9 protein-coding genes are annotated in these 15,964 nt (G+C 71.8%); 1 reads left to right on the top strand and 8 read right to left on the bottom strand.

The window, feature by feature from the left end; genetic code table 11:
- Nucleotides 1-52: 52 nt before the first annotated feature.
- The 7 genes from ACZ7OU_RS42405 to ACZ7OU_RS42435 form a co-directional block, all read right to left on the bottom strand.
- Nucleotides 53-301 (bottom strand): hypothetical protein, encoded by a 249-nt coding sequence (locus ACZ7OU_RS42405; RefSeq protein ID WP_470245804.1) that lies wholly within the window; start codon nucleotides 299-301, stop codon nucleotides 53-55.
- Nucleotides 302-353: 52 nt separating this feature from the next.
- Nucleotides 354-989: a DUF8010 domain-containing protein gene (locus ACZ7OU_RS42410; protein ID WP_470259617.1), complete on the bottom strand. Its 636-nt coding sequence runs from the start codon at nucleotides 987-989 to the stop codon at nucleotides 354-356.
- Complete coding sequence (locus ACZ7OU_RS42415) at nucleotides 982-1,401, bottom strand: acyl-CoA thioesterase (protein ID WP_470259618.1); 420 nt, start codon at nucleotides 1,399-1,401, stop codon at nucleotides 982-984. The genes ACZ7OU_RS42410 and ACZ7OU_RS42415 overlap by 8 nt, the downstream gene beginning before the upstream one ends.
- Nucleotides 1,398-6,383 carry an NAD-glutamate dehydrogenase gene (locus ACZ7OU_RS42420; RefSeq protein ID WP_470259619.1) on the bottom strand — a complete coding sequence of 1,662 codons (4,986 nt, stop codon included), beginning with the start codon at nucleotides 6,381-6,383 and terminating at the stop codon, nucleotides 1,398-1,400. Before ACZ7OU_RS42420 ends, ACZ7OU_RS42415 begins: the two co-directional genes overlap by 4 nt.
- An 821-nt stretch (nucleotides 6,384-7,204) precedes the next feature.
- On the bottom strand, nucleotides 7,205-9,964 hold the full coding sequence (locus tag ACZ7OU_RS42425; RefSeq protein ID WP_470259620.1) for a hypothetical protein: 2,760 nt from the start codon (nucleotides 9,962-9,964) through the stop codon (nucleotides 7,205-7,207).
- A 16-nt stretch (nucleotides 9,965-9,980) separates the two neighbouring features.
- Nucleotides 9,981-11,657 carry an energy-dependent translational throttle protein EttA gene (gene ettA, locus ACZ7OU_RS42430; RefSeq protein WP_470245799.1) on the bottom strand — a complete coding sequence of 559 codons (1,677 nt, stop codon included), beginning with the start codon at nucleotides 11,655-11,657 and terminating at the stop codon, nucleotides 9,981-9,983.
- A 135-nt stretch (nucleotides 11,658-11,792) separates the two neighbouring features.
- Nucleotides 11,793-13,811 carry a bifunctional copper resistance protein CopD/cytochrome c oxidase assembly protein gene (locus tag ACZ7OU_RS42435; RefSeq protein ID WP_470259621.1) on the bottom strand — a complete coding sequence of 673 codons (2,019 nt, stop codon included), beginning with the start codon at nucleotides 13,809-13,811 and terminating at the stop codon, nucleotides 11,793-11,795.
- Nucleotides 13,812-13,867: 56 nt separating this feature from the next.
- Between ACZ7OU_RS42435 and ACZ7OU_RS42440 the strand changes: the two genes are divergently transcribed.
- Complete coding sequence (locus ACZ7OU_RS42440; RefSeq protein WP_470259622.1) at nucleotides 13,868-14,506, top strand: histidine phosphatase family protein; 639 nt, start codon at nucleotides 13,868-13,870, stop codon at nucleotides 14,504-14,506.
- Here ACZ7OU_RS42440 and ACZ7OU_RS42445 read toward each other — a convergent pair.
- Complete coding sequence (locus ACZ7OU_RS42445) at nucleotides 14,480-15,640, bottom strand: sensor histidine kinase (protein WP_470259688.1); 1,161 nt, start codon at nucleotides 15,638-15,640, stop codon at nucleotides 14,480-14,482. The genes ACZ7OU_RS42440 and ACZ7OU_RS42445 overlap by 27 nt on opposite strands.
- Nucleotides 15,641-15,964: the final 324 nt, after the last annotated feature.

Below are 15,964 nucleotides of genomic sequence, written 5' to 3' on the forward strand. Positions count from 1 at the left end.
CCGGAAACCTCATCGTTCGCCTCTCCCACGGGAAGGCGCGGACTCTAGCACGTCAGCCGCTCTGGTTTCCCGACCCGTCGTCGAAGCCACCGCTCGCCAGCCACGCCACCAGCGCGGCGGCCTGGAGGTAGGGCGCCGCCTGGGCGGCCGCCCGGCCCGCCGCACGCGTGCGGCCCCACCTCTCAGGACGCTCGGCGCGCTCCGGCGCCTGCTCCCCCGGCGGGCGGTCGCGCCGCCACGGCGTCTCGTCCGCGCGGACTTCGTCGAGGAAGTCCGCGGTCGGATCGTCGTCCGGGGTCATGGCTCCAGGGTGCCACCGAAAACCGGCCCACGCCCCTGCCGTAAGGAAACCGTCAGAACAGCAGCGGCAGCAGCGCGTGGCGGCGCCGGACGATCGCGCCGTACCGGGCGTCCAGGCGCATCCACGAGTCCGTCGCCGACACGCGGACGACGTCGCCCGACAGGTCCGAATCCACGAAACCCATGCCCGACATCGCGAACAGGCAGCGCATCTGGACCTTGACCTCGGTCGTTTCGCCGGACACGGTCAGCACCGCCTGGTCCATCAGCGACGCCGGCGGGTTGCCGTGCGGGCCCGCGTTGTCCCTGGCCAGCGTCACGCCCCGGTCGGCCAGCTCCGCGACGACGCGCGCCGGCAGCTCGTCCACCAGCGGCCAGCGGCCGGACGGCGGCAGCTCGCCGTGCCACAGCAGGTCGCGGGCCGGGCCCGGGTCCATCTTCGGGCCGCCCGCCACCGTCAGCGCCGCCAGGAGCTCGTTGCCGGACACCGTGACGTCGCCGGGGGTCACGTCCCCCGCCACCGCCCGCGTCGCGAAGCACTCGAACGGCGTCGCCGTCCAGGCCTCGACCACGCCGTCACCGCGCTGCCGCAGCCGGACGGCCGTCTGGCCGTCCAGCCGGACCGCGCGGGCGACGAACGCACCGAGGGTCTCCCGGTCCGCCGCGTCCGGCACGAACAACTCAGGCATCCGCGAACCCCTGCTTCAGAAACTCCGACTCGGGCGGGCTGAGCCTACGCGGCCGCAGCGCGACCGTGTCGTACGGCGCCAGCACCGTCTCCGCGATGACCGCCACCGGGTCGGTCTCCGCCGGCCCGGTGTGGACGCGGTAGGCCAGCGTGAAGCTCGCCGCGCGCAGCTCCGTCAGGTCGATGGCGACGCGCAGCTCCTGCCCGGACACCACGATCGGCGCCTTGTAGGCGATCTCCAGCCTGACCACGACGATGCCCTTGGGCAGCTGGTCCAGCCCGGCCTCGACGGCGCCCTTGAACAGCAGCGGGATCCGCGCCTCTTCGAGCAGTGTCACCATCTTCGCGTGGTTGATGTGGCCGTAGACGTCCATGTCCGTCCAGCGCGGGCGGACGTGCGATACGTAGGTCACCGCACCGTGCTCCGGATCTGCCGGGCCGCCACCGACAGCGTCGCGAGGTCGAGCCGGCCGGACTTGTGGATCTCGTCCAGCGCGACGCGCGCCCGCTGCAGCCGCGAGGAGTTCGTCGTCTCCCACTGCGCGATCTTCGCGTCCCCGGACGAGCCGGGATCGCTGTGCCGCAACGCGTCGAGCGTGATCGCCCGCAGCGAGCCGTAGACGTCGTCGCGCAGCGAAAGCCGGGCGAGCGCGTGCCAGCGGTTGCCGCGTTCGAGCGCGCTGATCTCGGTCAGCATCTTGTCGACGTCGAGGTGGTCCGAAAGCGCGTAGTACAGCTCCGCGGTCTCGGCCGGGCTGTGCGTCGCGTCCACGCCGATCTGCTGCTCGGCGAGCTCGGCCACCTCGGTGACGTCGAGCAGGCCGTAGGTGTGCAGCAGCAGCGAAACGCGGCGCGCCAGCCCCTCCGGCACGTTCGCGGCGATCAGCTCGCTCACGTGCTTCTCCACCGACTCGGCCTCGCGGCCGCGCAGCAGGTCGCCGATCTTCGGGACGAGCTCGCCGAGCACCCGGCCGAAGCGCTTGATCTCGGACAGCAGCGCCAGCGGCTGCGGCCGGTTGGTGAGGAACCAGCGCGCGGCCCGGTCGAGCAGCCGCCGCGTCTCCAGCACCATCGCGTCGGCGACGTCGGTGTGCACGACGTTGTCGAGCGCGTCGATCTCCGCCCACAGCGACGGCAGGTCGAACACCTGCGTCACCACGGCGTAGGCGCGCACCGCGTCGGTCGCGGTCGCGTTCATCTCCTCCATCAGCCGGTAGACGAAGGAGATGCCGCCCCCGTCGACCACCTCGTTGGCGACCAGCGTGGTGATGATCTGGCGCTTCAGCGGGTGCTCGCCGATCGCGGGGCCGAACCGCTCGCGCAGCGGCTTCGGGAAGTACTCGGGCAGCCGCGCCGCGAACACCTTCGAGTCGGGCAGGTCGCTGGCCAGCAGCTCGCCCTTCAGCTCCAGCTTGACGTGCGCGAGCAGGGTCGCGAGCTCCGGCGAGGTGAGACCCTTGCCCGCCTTCTCCAGCTCGCGGAACTCGGAGTTGCTCGGCAGCGCTTCGAGCTTCCGGTCGAAGGCGCCCGCGGCGACGAGCGCCTGGACCTGGCGCGCGTGCACCGACAGCATCGGCGCGGCGTGCGCCCGGCTGACGCCGAGGACCGCGTTCTGCCGGTAGTTGTCGGCGAGCACCAGCGCGCCGACCTCGTCGGTCATCTCCGCCAGCAGCTCGTTGCGCTGGGCCTCCTCGAGCTTCCCGGTCTGCACCAGGTGGTCGAGCAGGATCTTGATGTTGACCTCGTGGTCGGAGCAGTCGACGCCGGCCGAGTTGTCCAGCGCGTCGGTGTTGATCTTGCCGCCGTTGCGGGCGAACTCGATCCGGCCGTGCTGGGTGAGGCCCAGGTTGCCGCCCTCGCCGAAGACCTTGACGCGCAGCTGCTTCCCGTCGACGCGCAGCGCGTCGTTGGCCTTGTCGCCCGCGGCGGCGTGGGTTTCGTTCTCCGCCTTGACGTAGGTGCCGATGCCGCCGTTCCACAGCAGCTCCACCGGCGCCAGCAGGATCGCCTGCATCAGGTCCATCGGGGCCAGCGCGGTGACGCCCTCCGCGAGTCCGAGGGCCGCGCGGACCTGCGGGCTGATCGGGATCGACTTCGCCGTGCGCGGGTAGATCCCGCCGCCCTCGCTGATCAGCGAGCGGTCGTAGTCGTCCCACGAGCTGCGCGGGAGGTCGAACAGCCGGCGGCGCTCGGCGAACGTGCTCGCGGCGTCGGGGTTCGGGTCGAGGAAGACGTGCATGTGGTTGAACGCGGCGACGAGCCGGATGTGCTCCGAGAGCAGCATGCCGTTGCCGAAGACGTCGCCCATCATGTCGCCGATGCCGACGACGGTGAAGTCCTCGGTCTGGGTGTCCTTGCCCAGCTCGCGGAAGTGCCGCTTGACGCTCTCCCAGGCACCCTTCGCCGTGATGCCCATGGCCTTGTGGTCGTAGCCGACCGAGCCGCCGGAGGCGAACGCGTCGCCCAGCCAGAAGCCGTAGCGCGCGGACATCTCGTTGGCGATGTCGGAGAACTTCGCGGTGCCCTTGTCGGCGGCGACGACCAGGTAGGAGTCGTCGGCGTCGTGCCGGACGACGCCCGGCGCGGGCACGGTCTTGCCCTCGATCCGGTTGTCGGTCAGGTCGAGCAGGCCGGAGATGAACATGCGGTAGCAGGCGATGCCCTCGTTGAGCTGGGCGTCGCGGTCGATGCCGGCGTCCCCGGTCGGGGCCGGCGGCATCTTCACGACGAAACCGCCCTTCGCGCCGACCGGCACGATCACGGCGTTCTTCACCGCCTGCGCCTTGACCAGGCCGAGGATCTCGGTGCGGAAGTCCTCACGGCGGTCGGACCACCGCAGGCCACCGCGAGCGACCTCGCCGAAGCGCAGGTGCACGCCCTCGACGCGCGGCGAGTACACGAAGATCTCGAACTTCGGCCGCGGCTCGGGCAGATCGGGCACGCCGGCCGGGTCGAGCTTGATCGCCAGGTAGGTCTTCGGTTTCCCGTCGGCGTCCGTGACGTGGTAGTTCGTGCGCAGCGTGGCCTGGATGACGGCCATCAGCCGGCGCAGGATGCGGTCTTCGTCGAGGCTGGTGACCTCGTCGATCATCGATCCGAGCTCGCTCGCGAGGGCGTCGGTGGCGGCTTCGCGGTCGGCGTCGCCCAGCTGCGGGTCGAAGCGGGCCTCGAACAGCCGAAGCAGCTTCGTCGCGACCTGGGTGTGGTTCAGCAGCGTGTTCTGGACGTACTCCTGGGAGAACGCGCTGCCGGCCTGGCGCAGGTACCGCGAATAGGCGCGCAGCACGGCGGCCTGGCGCCAGGTCAGCCCGGCCCGCAGGACCAGTCCGTTGAGCCCGTCGACCTCGGCGTCCCCGCGCCAGGCGGCCTCGAAAGCGTCCTGGAAGCGGCCGCGCAGCTGGTCGACGGCGTGGTCGTCGCCCTCGTCGAGCATCTTCTGCGCGACGCGCAGGCCGAAGTCGTAGATCCAGCAGGCGCCGCCGTCTTCGCGGTGCAGCTCGTACGGCCGTTCGTCGACCACCTCGACGCCCATGGCCTGCAGCACCGGCAGCACCTTCGAGAGGGTGACGCCCTCACCGCGCAGGTAGAGCTTGAAGCGCCGCTCGCCCGGCTCGGCGTCGGACGGCCGGTAGAACGACAGCGCGAGGTCGCCCTCGTCGGTCAGCGAGTCGAGGGCTCGGAGGTCGGCGAGCGCCTCCCCGGCCGAGAAGTCTTCCTTGTAGCCCTCCGGGAAGACGCTCGCGAAGCGCTGGCCCTGCTCGGTCGCCGACTCCTCGCCGAGGACGCCGACGGCCACGCCGCCGTCCGAGCGCTCACGGCGTTCGTCGAGGACCGCCTCGACCATCCGGTCGTCCCAGCTGCGGACGGCGCTGTTGAGCCGGTCCTGGATCTTCGCCGTGTCGGGCTCCAGCCGGCGCGCGGGGTCGGTGTGGACCATGAAGTGCACCTGCGCGAGGACGGTCTCGCCGATCCGGGCGCTGTACTCGAGCTGGGTGCCTTCGAGCTCTTCCAGCAGGACTTCCTGCATCGCCAGCCGCGACCGCGTCGTGTAGCGGTCCTGCGGGAGGTAGACGAGGCAGGAGTAGAAGCGGCCGTACGGGTCGCGGCGCAGGAACAGCCGCAGCCGGCGGCGGTCCGACAGCGTGATCGCGCCGGTCGTCGTCGAGTACAGCGAGTCGGTGTCGGCGGAGAACAGGTCGGCGCGCGGCCAGTTCTGCAGCACCTCGAGCATCCGCTGGCCGGAGAACGACTCCATCGGGAACCCGGCGCGGTGGATGACCTCGCGGACCCGCTTGCACACCACCGGGATGTCGAGCACGTTCTCGTGCAGCGCGGTGGTGGTGAACATGCCGAGGAAGCGGTGTTCGCCGGTGACGTTGCCTTCGCCGTCGAAGGTCTTCACGCCGACGTAGTACGGGTAGACCGGCCGGTGCACGGTCGAGGGCGCGCTCGCCTGGGTCAGCACCAGCAGCGTCGGCGAGAGCGCGGACGCGGCGGTGTCCGGGCCGGCGGTGAGGCCGCGGGCGGCGAGGCTGTCCTGGCGCAGCACGCCGAGCCCGGAGGCCAGCACCGCGCGCAGAGCCGGGTCGGCGGAGTCGGGGTGCGGGTTGTCGACGAGTTCGTAGCGCCGGTAGCCGAGGAAGGTGAAGTGGCCGTCGGCCAGCCAGCGCAGCAGGCGGGCGCCCTCGGCAACCTCGGCCTGCGGCAGGTTCGGCGGCTCGGTTTCCAGTTCGCTCGCGAGCTGGCAGGCCGTCTGGGCCATCTTCTCGGCGTCCTCGACGACCTCGCGGACGTCCCCGAGGACGCTGGAGAGGCGGTTGTCGAGCTCGCGGGCCCGGTTCGGGTCGGTGACGAAGTCGATCTCGATGTACATCCACGACTCGGCGGCCGAGTTCGCGGGCGGCTCGCCCGGGTCGGCGTCCGGGTGGACGTCCTGGAGCTCACCGGTCAGGTCGCGGCTGACGACGACGATCGGGTGGACGATCCGCTGCACCTGAACGCCGTCACGGGCGAACTCGGCGGCGATCGAGTCGACGAGGTAGGGCATGTCGTCGGTGACGACCTGCACGACGGTGGCCTCGCGCGCCCAGCCGTCTTCGGCGACGGTGGGGTTGAGCAGCCGCACGGCCGGGCGGCCGGGCATCCGCGACTTGGCGAGCTGCAGGTGCGAACGCACCGCGCCGACCAGGTTGACGGGCTCGTCGCCGACGATCTCTTCGGCCGGGATGTGCCGGTAGTAGAGCCGGATGAGCTCGCCGATCTCCGGCGCCAGGCCGGCGGCGGCGTCGATCAGGTCGTCCCTGATCTGCTCCGGGCTGGCCGGGGAGCGCTGGCCGAATTCGGGTTCGGTTTCGGCTCCGGTTCCGGGTGGGGACGAGACTCCGGTCGAGCTCATTTGAGGCAACTCTCCAGTATTCGTGAGGTGGCACCGCGCCGGTTCGGCGTTGAACTCCGGCCACCCCACACTAATGCGCCGCGGTCGGGGATCACATGAAGACCCGGGGGTTCCCCAGTGTCGGAAAACCCTTCCGGGCCAGCGGATTCGCGTGATCGGTCAAGCTACTGACGGGTTGCGTTCGAGCGGCCCGCGCGCCGCTGACCAGCCGGGCGCGCCGGGCATTACCCGACGTAGAGCCAACATGATCGGTTCAGCTGACGCGCGGAGCGGCCGTTCGGCGAACGTTGTCGGCCGGTCGGCGACACCGGACTGCGACGGACGACACTGTCTCGGGGCCTTCGGCAGGTCGGCGACGAATAGGGGTGTCTCGCCGACGCGGGGGTGGGTGGGCGGCGGTGCGGGGCGGGCGAATCCGGCAATTCGGCGACCGGTCGGGGTGGTTTGGGGACGGTCGCTCGGCCGGTGCCTCGCGTTGCGTGGAGCTGCCCGGGGTGACCGGCGTTGCTGAGGTGGGCGAGTGAGTTGCCCGGCGCGACCGGCGTTGGTGAGGTGGGCGAGCGAGTTGCCCGCCGCGACCGGCCTTGCCGAGCCCGGCGAGCGAGTTGCCCAGGGTGAGCGGCCTTGCCGAGCCCGGCGAGCGAGTTGCCCAGGGTGAGCGGCCTTGCTGGGCTGGGCGAGCGAGTTGCCCTCCGCGACCGAGCTTGCCGAGCCGGGCGAGCGGCGCATCGGCCGGGCTTCGCCGTGTGGCAGCCACGCCGCCGTCGACCGAACGGCGCCCGGTGCCAGCGGGGACGCAGCCGGGGGGGCGATGGGCTTCGTCAGTCGCCTGTGCCGTGGCGGCGGGAGTCCGGGACCTCTGCTCCGTGGCCGTTGCGGCCGTGACCGTTGCGGCTCGTGTCCTTCGAGCCCAGCTTCTTGACCAACGCCGCCGCGCTCGCCGTGCCGGCCTGGTGCTCGGCCAGCGCGCGGGCCAGCAGGTCGGCGAGGCCCGCGTCCGGTGGGGGCTCGTCCTCGGCGATCGCGCGCGCGTAGCTCTCCGGGAACGGTGCCGTCGCCGGTGTCCAGTGGCCGAAGTCCTCCATCGGCTCCAGCGACGGTGGCATCCGCAGCCGCGGCAGCCAGGGCTCGGCTTCGTCGCTGTAGTCCGACGCCGGCGGCGGCTCGTCCTCCGGCCGTGGCGGCGGTGCCAGCTCCGGCTCGGGACGCGCGCGACGCGGGCTTTCCTCGCCGGTGTCGGTTTCGCGCGGGCTGTCCGCGTCCTCCGCCCGGCGACGGCCCCCGCCCGCACCGGCCGACGACGAGATCCCCAGCCGGTCCAGCACCGACCGGGCGGCCACCGAACCGTGCTCGGCGTCGTGCCGGGTCGACGGCTGCGGATCGCGCCGCGCCTCCGGCTCCCACGGCTCCCGCTCGGCGGCGGGCTCGGGAGCGAGCGGCAAGGCCGGCGTGATGCGTGTGGGCGCCGACTCCCGTTCGGCGGCGGTCTCCCGCAGCCGCGACTCGGCGAGCGCGGCCCAGGAGAACTTGGTCTTCCCGTTTTCGGCGGCCGCGGGCTTCGGCTCCGCCTGGAACTCGGGCTCACGAGGACGCTCGGCTCGAACTTCAGGCGCTGGCCGCACCTCGCCCGGCTCCGGCTCCCGGCGACGCCCCGCCGGCTGAGCCTCAACGGACTCCGGCTGCCGACGGCGCCCCGCGGACGAATCCTCAGTCCCCGGCCGCACTTCGATCTGCTCCGGCTCCCGGCGACGGCCCGTCGGCTGAGCTTCGATGGGCTCCGGCTGCCGACGACGCCCCGCAGACGAATCCTCAGTCCCGGACCGCACCTCGATCGGCTCCGGCTCACGGCGACGCCCCGCCGCCGGAGCCTCGACGGACTCCGGCTGCCGACGACGCCCCGCAGGCGAATCCTCGGTCTCCGGCCGCACCTCGACCGGCTCTGGCTCCCAGCGGCGACCCGTCGCCTGAGCCTCAGTCTCCGACCGCACCTCGACCGACTCCGGCTCCCAGCGACGGCCCGTCGCCTGAGCCTCAGTCCCCGACCGCACCTCGATCGGCTCCAGCTGCCGACGGCGGACCACCGACGGATCCTCGATCCCCGACCGCACCTCGATCGGCTCCGGCCGGACCGGCGCCGGACGTCGCTCCACCACCACCGGCTCCGGGCGCACGCGCGGCTCCGCGGGCTCGTCCCGCACCGCCGGCATCACCGATGTCTCGGCCGCGTCTGCGGTCACGCGCGGCCGCTCGAACGACCACGCCGGCGCCGCCGGCTGGGACTTCGGGCTCTCCTCGCGGCCGAACGACCACGCCGGCGTCCGCGGCGAAGCCTCCGGAGCAGCAGGAGCCGGAACCGCCACTACCGCCGGCACGACCGGCACCGGCCGCGACGGCACCGCCTTCAGCACCTCGTCGAGATCGACCGACGCCGGCTCCCCCGTGCCGAACTCGCCCGCCAACACGCCACACGCCTGCCGCCGGGTCCGTGCGTGGAGCTGCTCGGCCGCCCGCGACCGGTACAGGCACGCGATCGCTTCCTCGGCCTGGCCGAACCGCTCCTGCAGCTGCGCCAGCTCCAGCCACAGCCGGGCCGTGATCGCGGAAAGCCCGTGCCGGTCGGTGCTCGCCACAGCCTCGCGGACCAGCTCCATCGCCGCCTCGCCCGAACCCGCGGGCAGGTGGATGCGCGTCGCGACGGCCAGCCGCAGCCAGCCCATCGGCGCGACCCCGGCCGCCCGTACCGGCTCGGCCAGGATCGGCTCGGCGATCTCGTACGCCATTTCCGCGTCGCCGCGGTCGAGCAGCGTGCTCACCAGCAGCAGCACCAGCCGGATCCGGACGAGACCGCCGTCGTCGGCCGGGTTGTCGAGCTTCTCCAGGAAGCCCAGGCCCGTGCGGGCGGCGTCGGCCGCCGCGGTCAGGTCGCCGTGACGGCGCCGGTGTGCGGCCGTCCCGACGCGCAGCAGCGCCCGGACCAGCAGCTGGGTGTCGGCGCCCAGGGACTCGTCGCCGAGGACGAGCTTGTCCGCCTCGACGAGGGCCCGGTCCAGCTCGGCCTTCCGGCCCAGCAGCCCGAGGCCGCCGACCAGGTGACACAACGCGGCGGCGCGGTGCACCGGCGACACGACGGGGTCGGTGAGCACCGGCCGGAGCGCGGCGAGACCGGTCAGCGGCACGCCCAGGCTGCGGGCGCACACGGCGAGGTCGATGCGCAGCCGCGCGGCGATGTCGCCGTAGCCGGCGTGCTCGGCCGCGCGCAGGGCCGCGACCGCCCGCCCGACCGTGCCCGGCCGCTCGCCGAGCCGGACGCGCGCGGACACGACCAGGCTCTCGGCCCGGATCCACTGTTCGTCGGCGCCGGCCGCTTCCGCCAGCGCGGCCGCGCGCTCCCCCAGTACCAGTGCGAGCTCGGGCGCCCGCAGGTGCAGGGCGTCCGCCCGCTCGATCAGCCGTCCGACTGCGGAGAGGGTTCCCCCGGCATTGGCGGAGCGCCCGCTCTCGCGCCCCGCCGACGCACGTCCTCCCGCGGAGGCGGCATCGGACAGAGCCGGGCCCGTCAAGTGCTGCTTGCTGGCTTCCACGGGGAAACCCGCCCCCTCAGTCGCGGGTCAGCTTGCGGTGGGTGACACGGTGCGGGCGGGCCGCTTCGGCGCCCATCCGCTCCACCTTGTTCTTCTCGTACCCTTCGAAGTTGCCCTCGAACCAGAACCACTGCGAGGGGTTCTCGTCGGTGCCTTCCCAGGCCAGGATGTGCGTCGCGACCCGGTCGAGGAACCACCGGTCGTGGGAGATCACGACGGCGCAGCCGGGGAACTGCTCCAGCGCGTTCTCCAGCGAGCCCAGCGTCTCGACGTCCAGGTCGTTCGTCGGCTCGTCGAGCAGGATCAGGTTCCCGCCCTGCTTGAGCGTCAGCGCCAGGTTGAGCCGGTTGCGCTCACCACCGGAGAGCACGCCCGCCGGCTTCTGCTGGTCCGGGCCCTTGAAGCCGAACGCGCTGACGTACGCGCGCGACGGCATTTCGGTCTGGCCGACGTGGATGTAGTCCAGCTCGTCGGAGACGACCTGCCAGACGGTCTTCTTCGGGTCGATCCCGCCGCGGTTCTGGTCCACATAGGACAGCTTGACCGTCTCGCCGATCTTGACGATGCCGTCGTCCGGCTCCTCGAGCCCGACGATCGTCTTGAACAGCGTGGTCTTGCCGACGCCGTTCGGGCCGATGACGCCGACGATGCCGTTGCGCGGCAGGTCGAACGACAGGCCGTCGATGAGGACGCGCTCGTCGAAGCCCTTCTTGAGCTTCTCGACCTCGACCACGACGCTGCCCAGGCGCGGGCCCGGCGGGATCTGGATCTCTTCGAAGTCGAGCTTGCGGTGCTTGTCCGCCTCCGCCGCCATCTCCTCGTAGCGGTCGAGCCGCGAACGGGACTTGGTCTGGCGGGCCTTGGCGTTGGACCGCACCCACTCGAGCTCGCTCTTGAGCCGCTTCGCGAGCTTCGCGTCCTTCTTGCCCTGGACGGCGAGACGTTCCTGCTTCTTCTCCAGGTACGTCGAGTAGTTGCCCTCGTAACCGACGAGGCGGCCGCGGTCGATCTCCATGATCCACTGGGCGACGTTGTCGAGGAAGTACCGGTCGTGGGTGACGGCGAGGACGGCGCCGGCGTAGCGGGAGAGGAACTGCTCCAGCCACAGGACACTCTCGGCGTCCAGGTGGTTGGTGGGCTCGTCGAGCAGCAGCAGGTCCGGCGCCGACAGCAGCAGCTTGCACAGCGCGACCCGGCGGCGCTCACCGCCGGAGAGGTGCGAGACACCCTCCTCGGGCGGCGGGCAGCGCAGCGCGTCCATGGCTTGCTCGACGGTCGAGTCGAGCTCCCAGGCGTCGGCGTGGTCCAGCTCCTCCTGGAGCTGGCCCATCTCCTCCATCAGCTCTTCGGTGTACTCGGTCTCCATCAGCTTGAGGACCTCGTTGTACCGGTCGAGCTTGACCTTGATCTCGCCGAGGCCCTCTTCGACGTTCCCCCGGACCGTCTTCTCCTCGTTGAGCTCCGGCTCCTGCATGAGGATGCCGACGGTCGCCCCGGGCTGGATGAACGCCTCGCCGTTGCTGGCCTGCTCGATCCCCGCCATGACCTTGAGAACGGTGGACTTACCGGCACCGTTCGGCCCCACCACGCCGATCTTGGCGCCGGGGTAGAACGCGGTGCTGACGTCGTCGAGGATGACCTTGTCCCCGACGGTCTTGCGCACCTTCTTCATGGTGTAGATGAACTCGGCCATACCCACGATCGTAGAGCGCACGTGATCGCGACCCGACGCCGGTCACCACCGGACTACCGAAAGTCAGCCGGGGATCACCGGAACGACCGTTTTCGCGGTCTCCGGACACCCTCGACCTCAACTGGAACCCGAGGGTCAGTCGGCGTGCTTGCCCTCGGCGAGGTTCTTCAGCATCGCGTTGTAGGCGTTCAGCTCTTCGTCGCCGGTCGCCGCTTCGCGCCGGTCACTCCGCTTCGCCTCGCGCTCATCCTGACGCGCCCACTGCACCAGCAGCGCGATCAGCACCAGTAGCACCGGGATCTCGCCCGACGCCCACGCGATGCCGCCGCCGAGCCGCTGGTCGGTGAGCAGGTCACCGACCCACGGCAGGTGCAGCTGGCTGTAGAACGCCTGCCCGATCACCGTCTGCTTGCTCATCAGGATCACGCCGAAGAAGGCGTGGAACGGCATCGCGGCGAACATCATGCCGAGCCGCCCGAGGTACGGGATCCGCCGCGGCGCCGGGTCGACGCCGATCACCGGCCAGTAGAAGACGTACCCGGCGAGCAGGAAGTGCGCGTTCATCAGCAGGTGCGCCCAGTGGTAGTTCAGCGCGTTGTCGAAGATGCCGGAGAAGTAGAGCGCGTAGAACGAGCCGACGAACAGCAGCAGCGCGACCACCGGGTGGGTCAGGAACCGCGACACCGGGGAGTGCACGAACGCGACGATCCACTCGCGGGGCCCCGGCGGGGCGTCCTTGCCCGCGGCCGGCAGGGCGCGCAGCGCGAGCGTCACCGGGCCGCCCAGCACGAACAGCACCGGCGTCACCATCGACAGCAGCATGTGGCTGCCCATGTGGACGCTGAACATGGCGGGCGAGTAGCGGCCGATGCCCGACGACGTCGCGATCAGCAGCACCACGCAGCCGCTGATCCAGGCGATCGTGCGGCCGACCGGCCAGGTGTCGCCGCGGCGCAGCAGCCGCTGGACCCCGGCGAGGTACAGGCCGCCGAGCACCAGCGCGAGGGTGCCGTAGACCAGGTCGAAGCGGGTGTCGAAGAGCAGCCGCCACACCGTCGGCTCGCCGTCGAGGTTGTAGCCGATCAGCAGCTCGGTGGTGGACGGCTGGGTGACCGCGTCCGCCGGCGGCGGTGTCCTGGCCAGCCCGGACGCGATCCCGATCGTGACGAACATGATCAGGATCTCGACCGCGGCCAGCCGCATCAGCTGGCCCCCGCCCTTGCCGTCGACGAGGTCCGCGACGCCCTTCCGGCGCTGCTGGTGGCCGAAGACCCCGAGCAGCAGCAGCGCGACCGTCTTGGCGACGACCAGGAGTCCGTAGTCGGTGGTGAACAGGTCGTTCAGGCCGATCCGGACCAGCGCGTTGACCACGCCGGAGATCGCCATCACGATCCAGCAGACCAGCGCCAGCCGCGAGAACCTCTGCGCGGCCAGGCTGAGGTGGTTCCCGCGCCGGTAGGCCAGGGCCAGCAGCGCGATCAGGCCGCCGACCCAGAGGGACGCGGCGACGAGGTGGAACAGCAGGCTGTTGGTGGCGATGTCGTGCGCACCGCCGCTGGCGGAGTGCCCGGTGACCGCGACCGGGACGAGCCCGCCGACGGCCAGGAAGAACAGCACCGCCGTCCAGCCCCAGGAGAGCGCGAGCCTGCAGCCGAGCGCGACGAGGACCGCGATCAGCGCCGTCCACAGCCAGGCCTTCGGCTGCTCGATGGCGCCGACGAGGTCGAGCAGCGTCTGCGGGTCGAGGACCTCGCCGAACGGCTTCCCGGCGGTGTCGGCGGCGGTGAAGGCGACCGAGAGCAGGGCCGCGCCGAACCACACCCAGGCGGCGACCCCGGCCGCGCGCAGGGCGCCGTAGCCCTCCGGGCCGAGCGTGCCGGACTTCTGCGGCGGCACCAGGAACCCGGCCAGCAGCAGCGAGCCGACGCAGATCACCGACGCGGCTTCCGACAGCACGCGCATGACCGTGATGCCGTACTTGGTGACCAGCCCCGGGTCCGGCAGGCCGGCGATGACGTAGCCGGCCCCGCCGGTGAGCGCGATCAGCCCGATCGCGACGACGGCGGCCAGCAGCACGCCGACCGCGAGCAGGGGCAGCACACTCGCCCGGCGCTGCGTCGGGACGTCGGATTTCGTCACGCTCTCGCTGGACACGCCCCAGAGGGTATGCCCAGCCCCGGTCAGACCCGTGTGACGGGCAGGATGGGGACGTGAAGATGATCCTGCTGCGGCACGCCGAGTCGCTCGGCAACGTCGACGAGCTCGCCTACACGCGGATCCCCGACCACGCCCTGCCCCTGACCGAGCAGGGCGAGCGGGAAGCGCTTGCGGTGGGCCCGGAGATCGCCCGGCTGCTCGACGGCGAGCGGCCCGCCGTCTACGTCAGCCCGTACCTGCGGACGCGGGAAACGTTGCGGCTGCTGGACATCGAGGCGTCGTGCGAGCGGCTGCTGCAGGAGCCGCGGCTGCGCGAGCAGGACTGGGGCAACCTCCAGGACCCCGCCGACCAGGAGGTCCAGAAAGCGCGGCGCAACGAGTTCGGGCACTTCTTCTACCGGCTGCCCTTCGGCGAGTCGGGCGCGGACGTCGACGACCGCGTCGCCGCGTTCCTCTCGGACCTGCGCCTGCGCGACGAACGTCACCCGGAGACGGTCCTGATCGTGTCGCACGGGCTCACCGTGCGGCTGCTGTGCCGCCGTCTCTTCGGCTGGAGCATCGAGCTGTTCGAGTCGCTGTCCAACCCGGGGACCTGCGAATACCGCGTCCTCGAGGAGCAGGACGGCAAGTGGACGCTGGACCGCCCGTTCGCGCAGTGGCGCGACTCACCCGACGGGGAAACGCAGCTCTAGCGGCGCGGTCAGCACGACGCGGGTGCCCTGGCCGGGCGCCGAGTCGATGCGCGCGGTGCCGCCGATCTCGGCCAGCCGGGCGTGGATCGAGTTCTCGATGCCGAACCCGCCGCGGTGCGCGCCGACGTCGAAGCCGGTCCCGTGGTCGCGCACGGACACCGTGACGATGCCGTCGTGCTCTTCGAGGCACATGACGGCTTTAGGCGCCTTCGCGTGCTTCAACGTGTTTCGCAGCGCTTCGCGAGCCGCGTCGTGCAGGGAGTTGACAACGCTTTCGGGGACTTCGGTGGGCTTCGCGAGCGAGACGAGGTCGACGCGCAGGCCCTCCGCCGTCATCTCGACCGCCAGCGCGCCGAGGCGGTGCTCGAGGCCGCCCGGCTCCGCGGGCGCGTCACCGTCGAGGCTCAGCCGCAGGCGCAGGGCGTGCGCGCGGGCGATGCGGCGGACCTGGTCCAGGCTGCCCACCGGGTCGAGCGCGTCCCGGGGCGCCGGCAGCGCGAGCGACTCCATCACCTGCAGGACGGTGTCGTGGACGTCGCGCCGGTGCCGCTCCCGTTCGGCGGCGCGGCCGCGCTGCTCCCCCAGCCGGTGCGCGAACCGCATCGCCCCGGCGATGAGCATGACGATCGCCAGCGCGGTCGCGGCGGCCGCGACCAGGGCCAGCACGATCCACGTCGCGGGCGCCGACGTGCCGGACACGACGGCCATGCCGTAGCGCAGGAGCACGGCGCCGGTGATCGCGATCGCCCCGGCGGGGGCGCCGCGCAGCAGCGTCCAGACCATGACCGTGCCCATGATGTTCGGCCAGGTCAGGGCGAGCAGGCCGGGCGCGTGCGCGGCGAACACCGCCGCGGCGACGCTCGTGACGAGCGTGTACGCGGTGTCGGCGGCGAGGACCGGCTTGATCCCGGTGCTGCGGTGGAAGACCCAGGCCACCTCGGCCAGGTTCGGCACGAGGTAGAGCACGATGGCGAGGCCGAGCACCGGCGCGCTCAGCGGGCCGCCGGCCCAGATCGCCTGCAGGAACAGGGCGAGCCGGAACGCGACCGGCACGAGCACGAGCCTCGGCACCGCCCCCTGCACGAGCGGGAGCCCGGCTCCGCCGGCGAGCGCCCCCGCGCCGCCGAGCAGCACAACCCTCACGACGTCCTCCCCGGGTCAAGGCCCCTACCCTGACCAGCCCACCTGAACTCGTAACGTCGGCGCATTCATTTCAGCTAACGACGCGCTCAGCTTGCCCCGCTTGGTTCCGCACTGTCAACGGGGCTTCGGCGATAGGGGCCGTACTGGGAAGAGACGCGGGCCGGGAGCCTGCGGCTCCCGGCTTTTGGTCACGATTCGGCCGTCAGCGGAGTTCGTCCGTTCGCGCCGCAATCGACAAGACGTGCGGGGTGCCCGCCCGAAGCCATGCTTTTCTCACGAGTTCGGGGTGCGCCTCCCAGGGGAGATCCACCCGGA

The organism is Amycolatopsis sp. NPDC114505 (genome assembly GCF_055633615.1).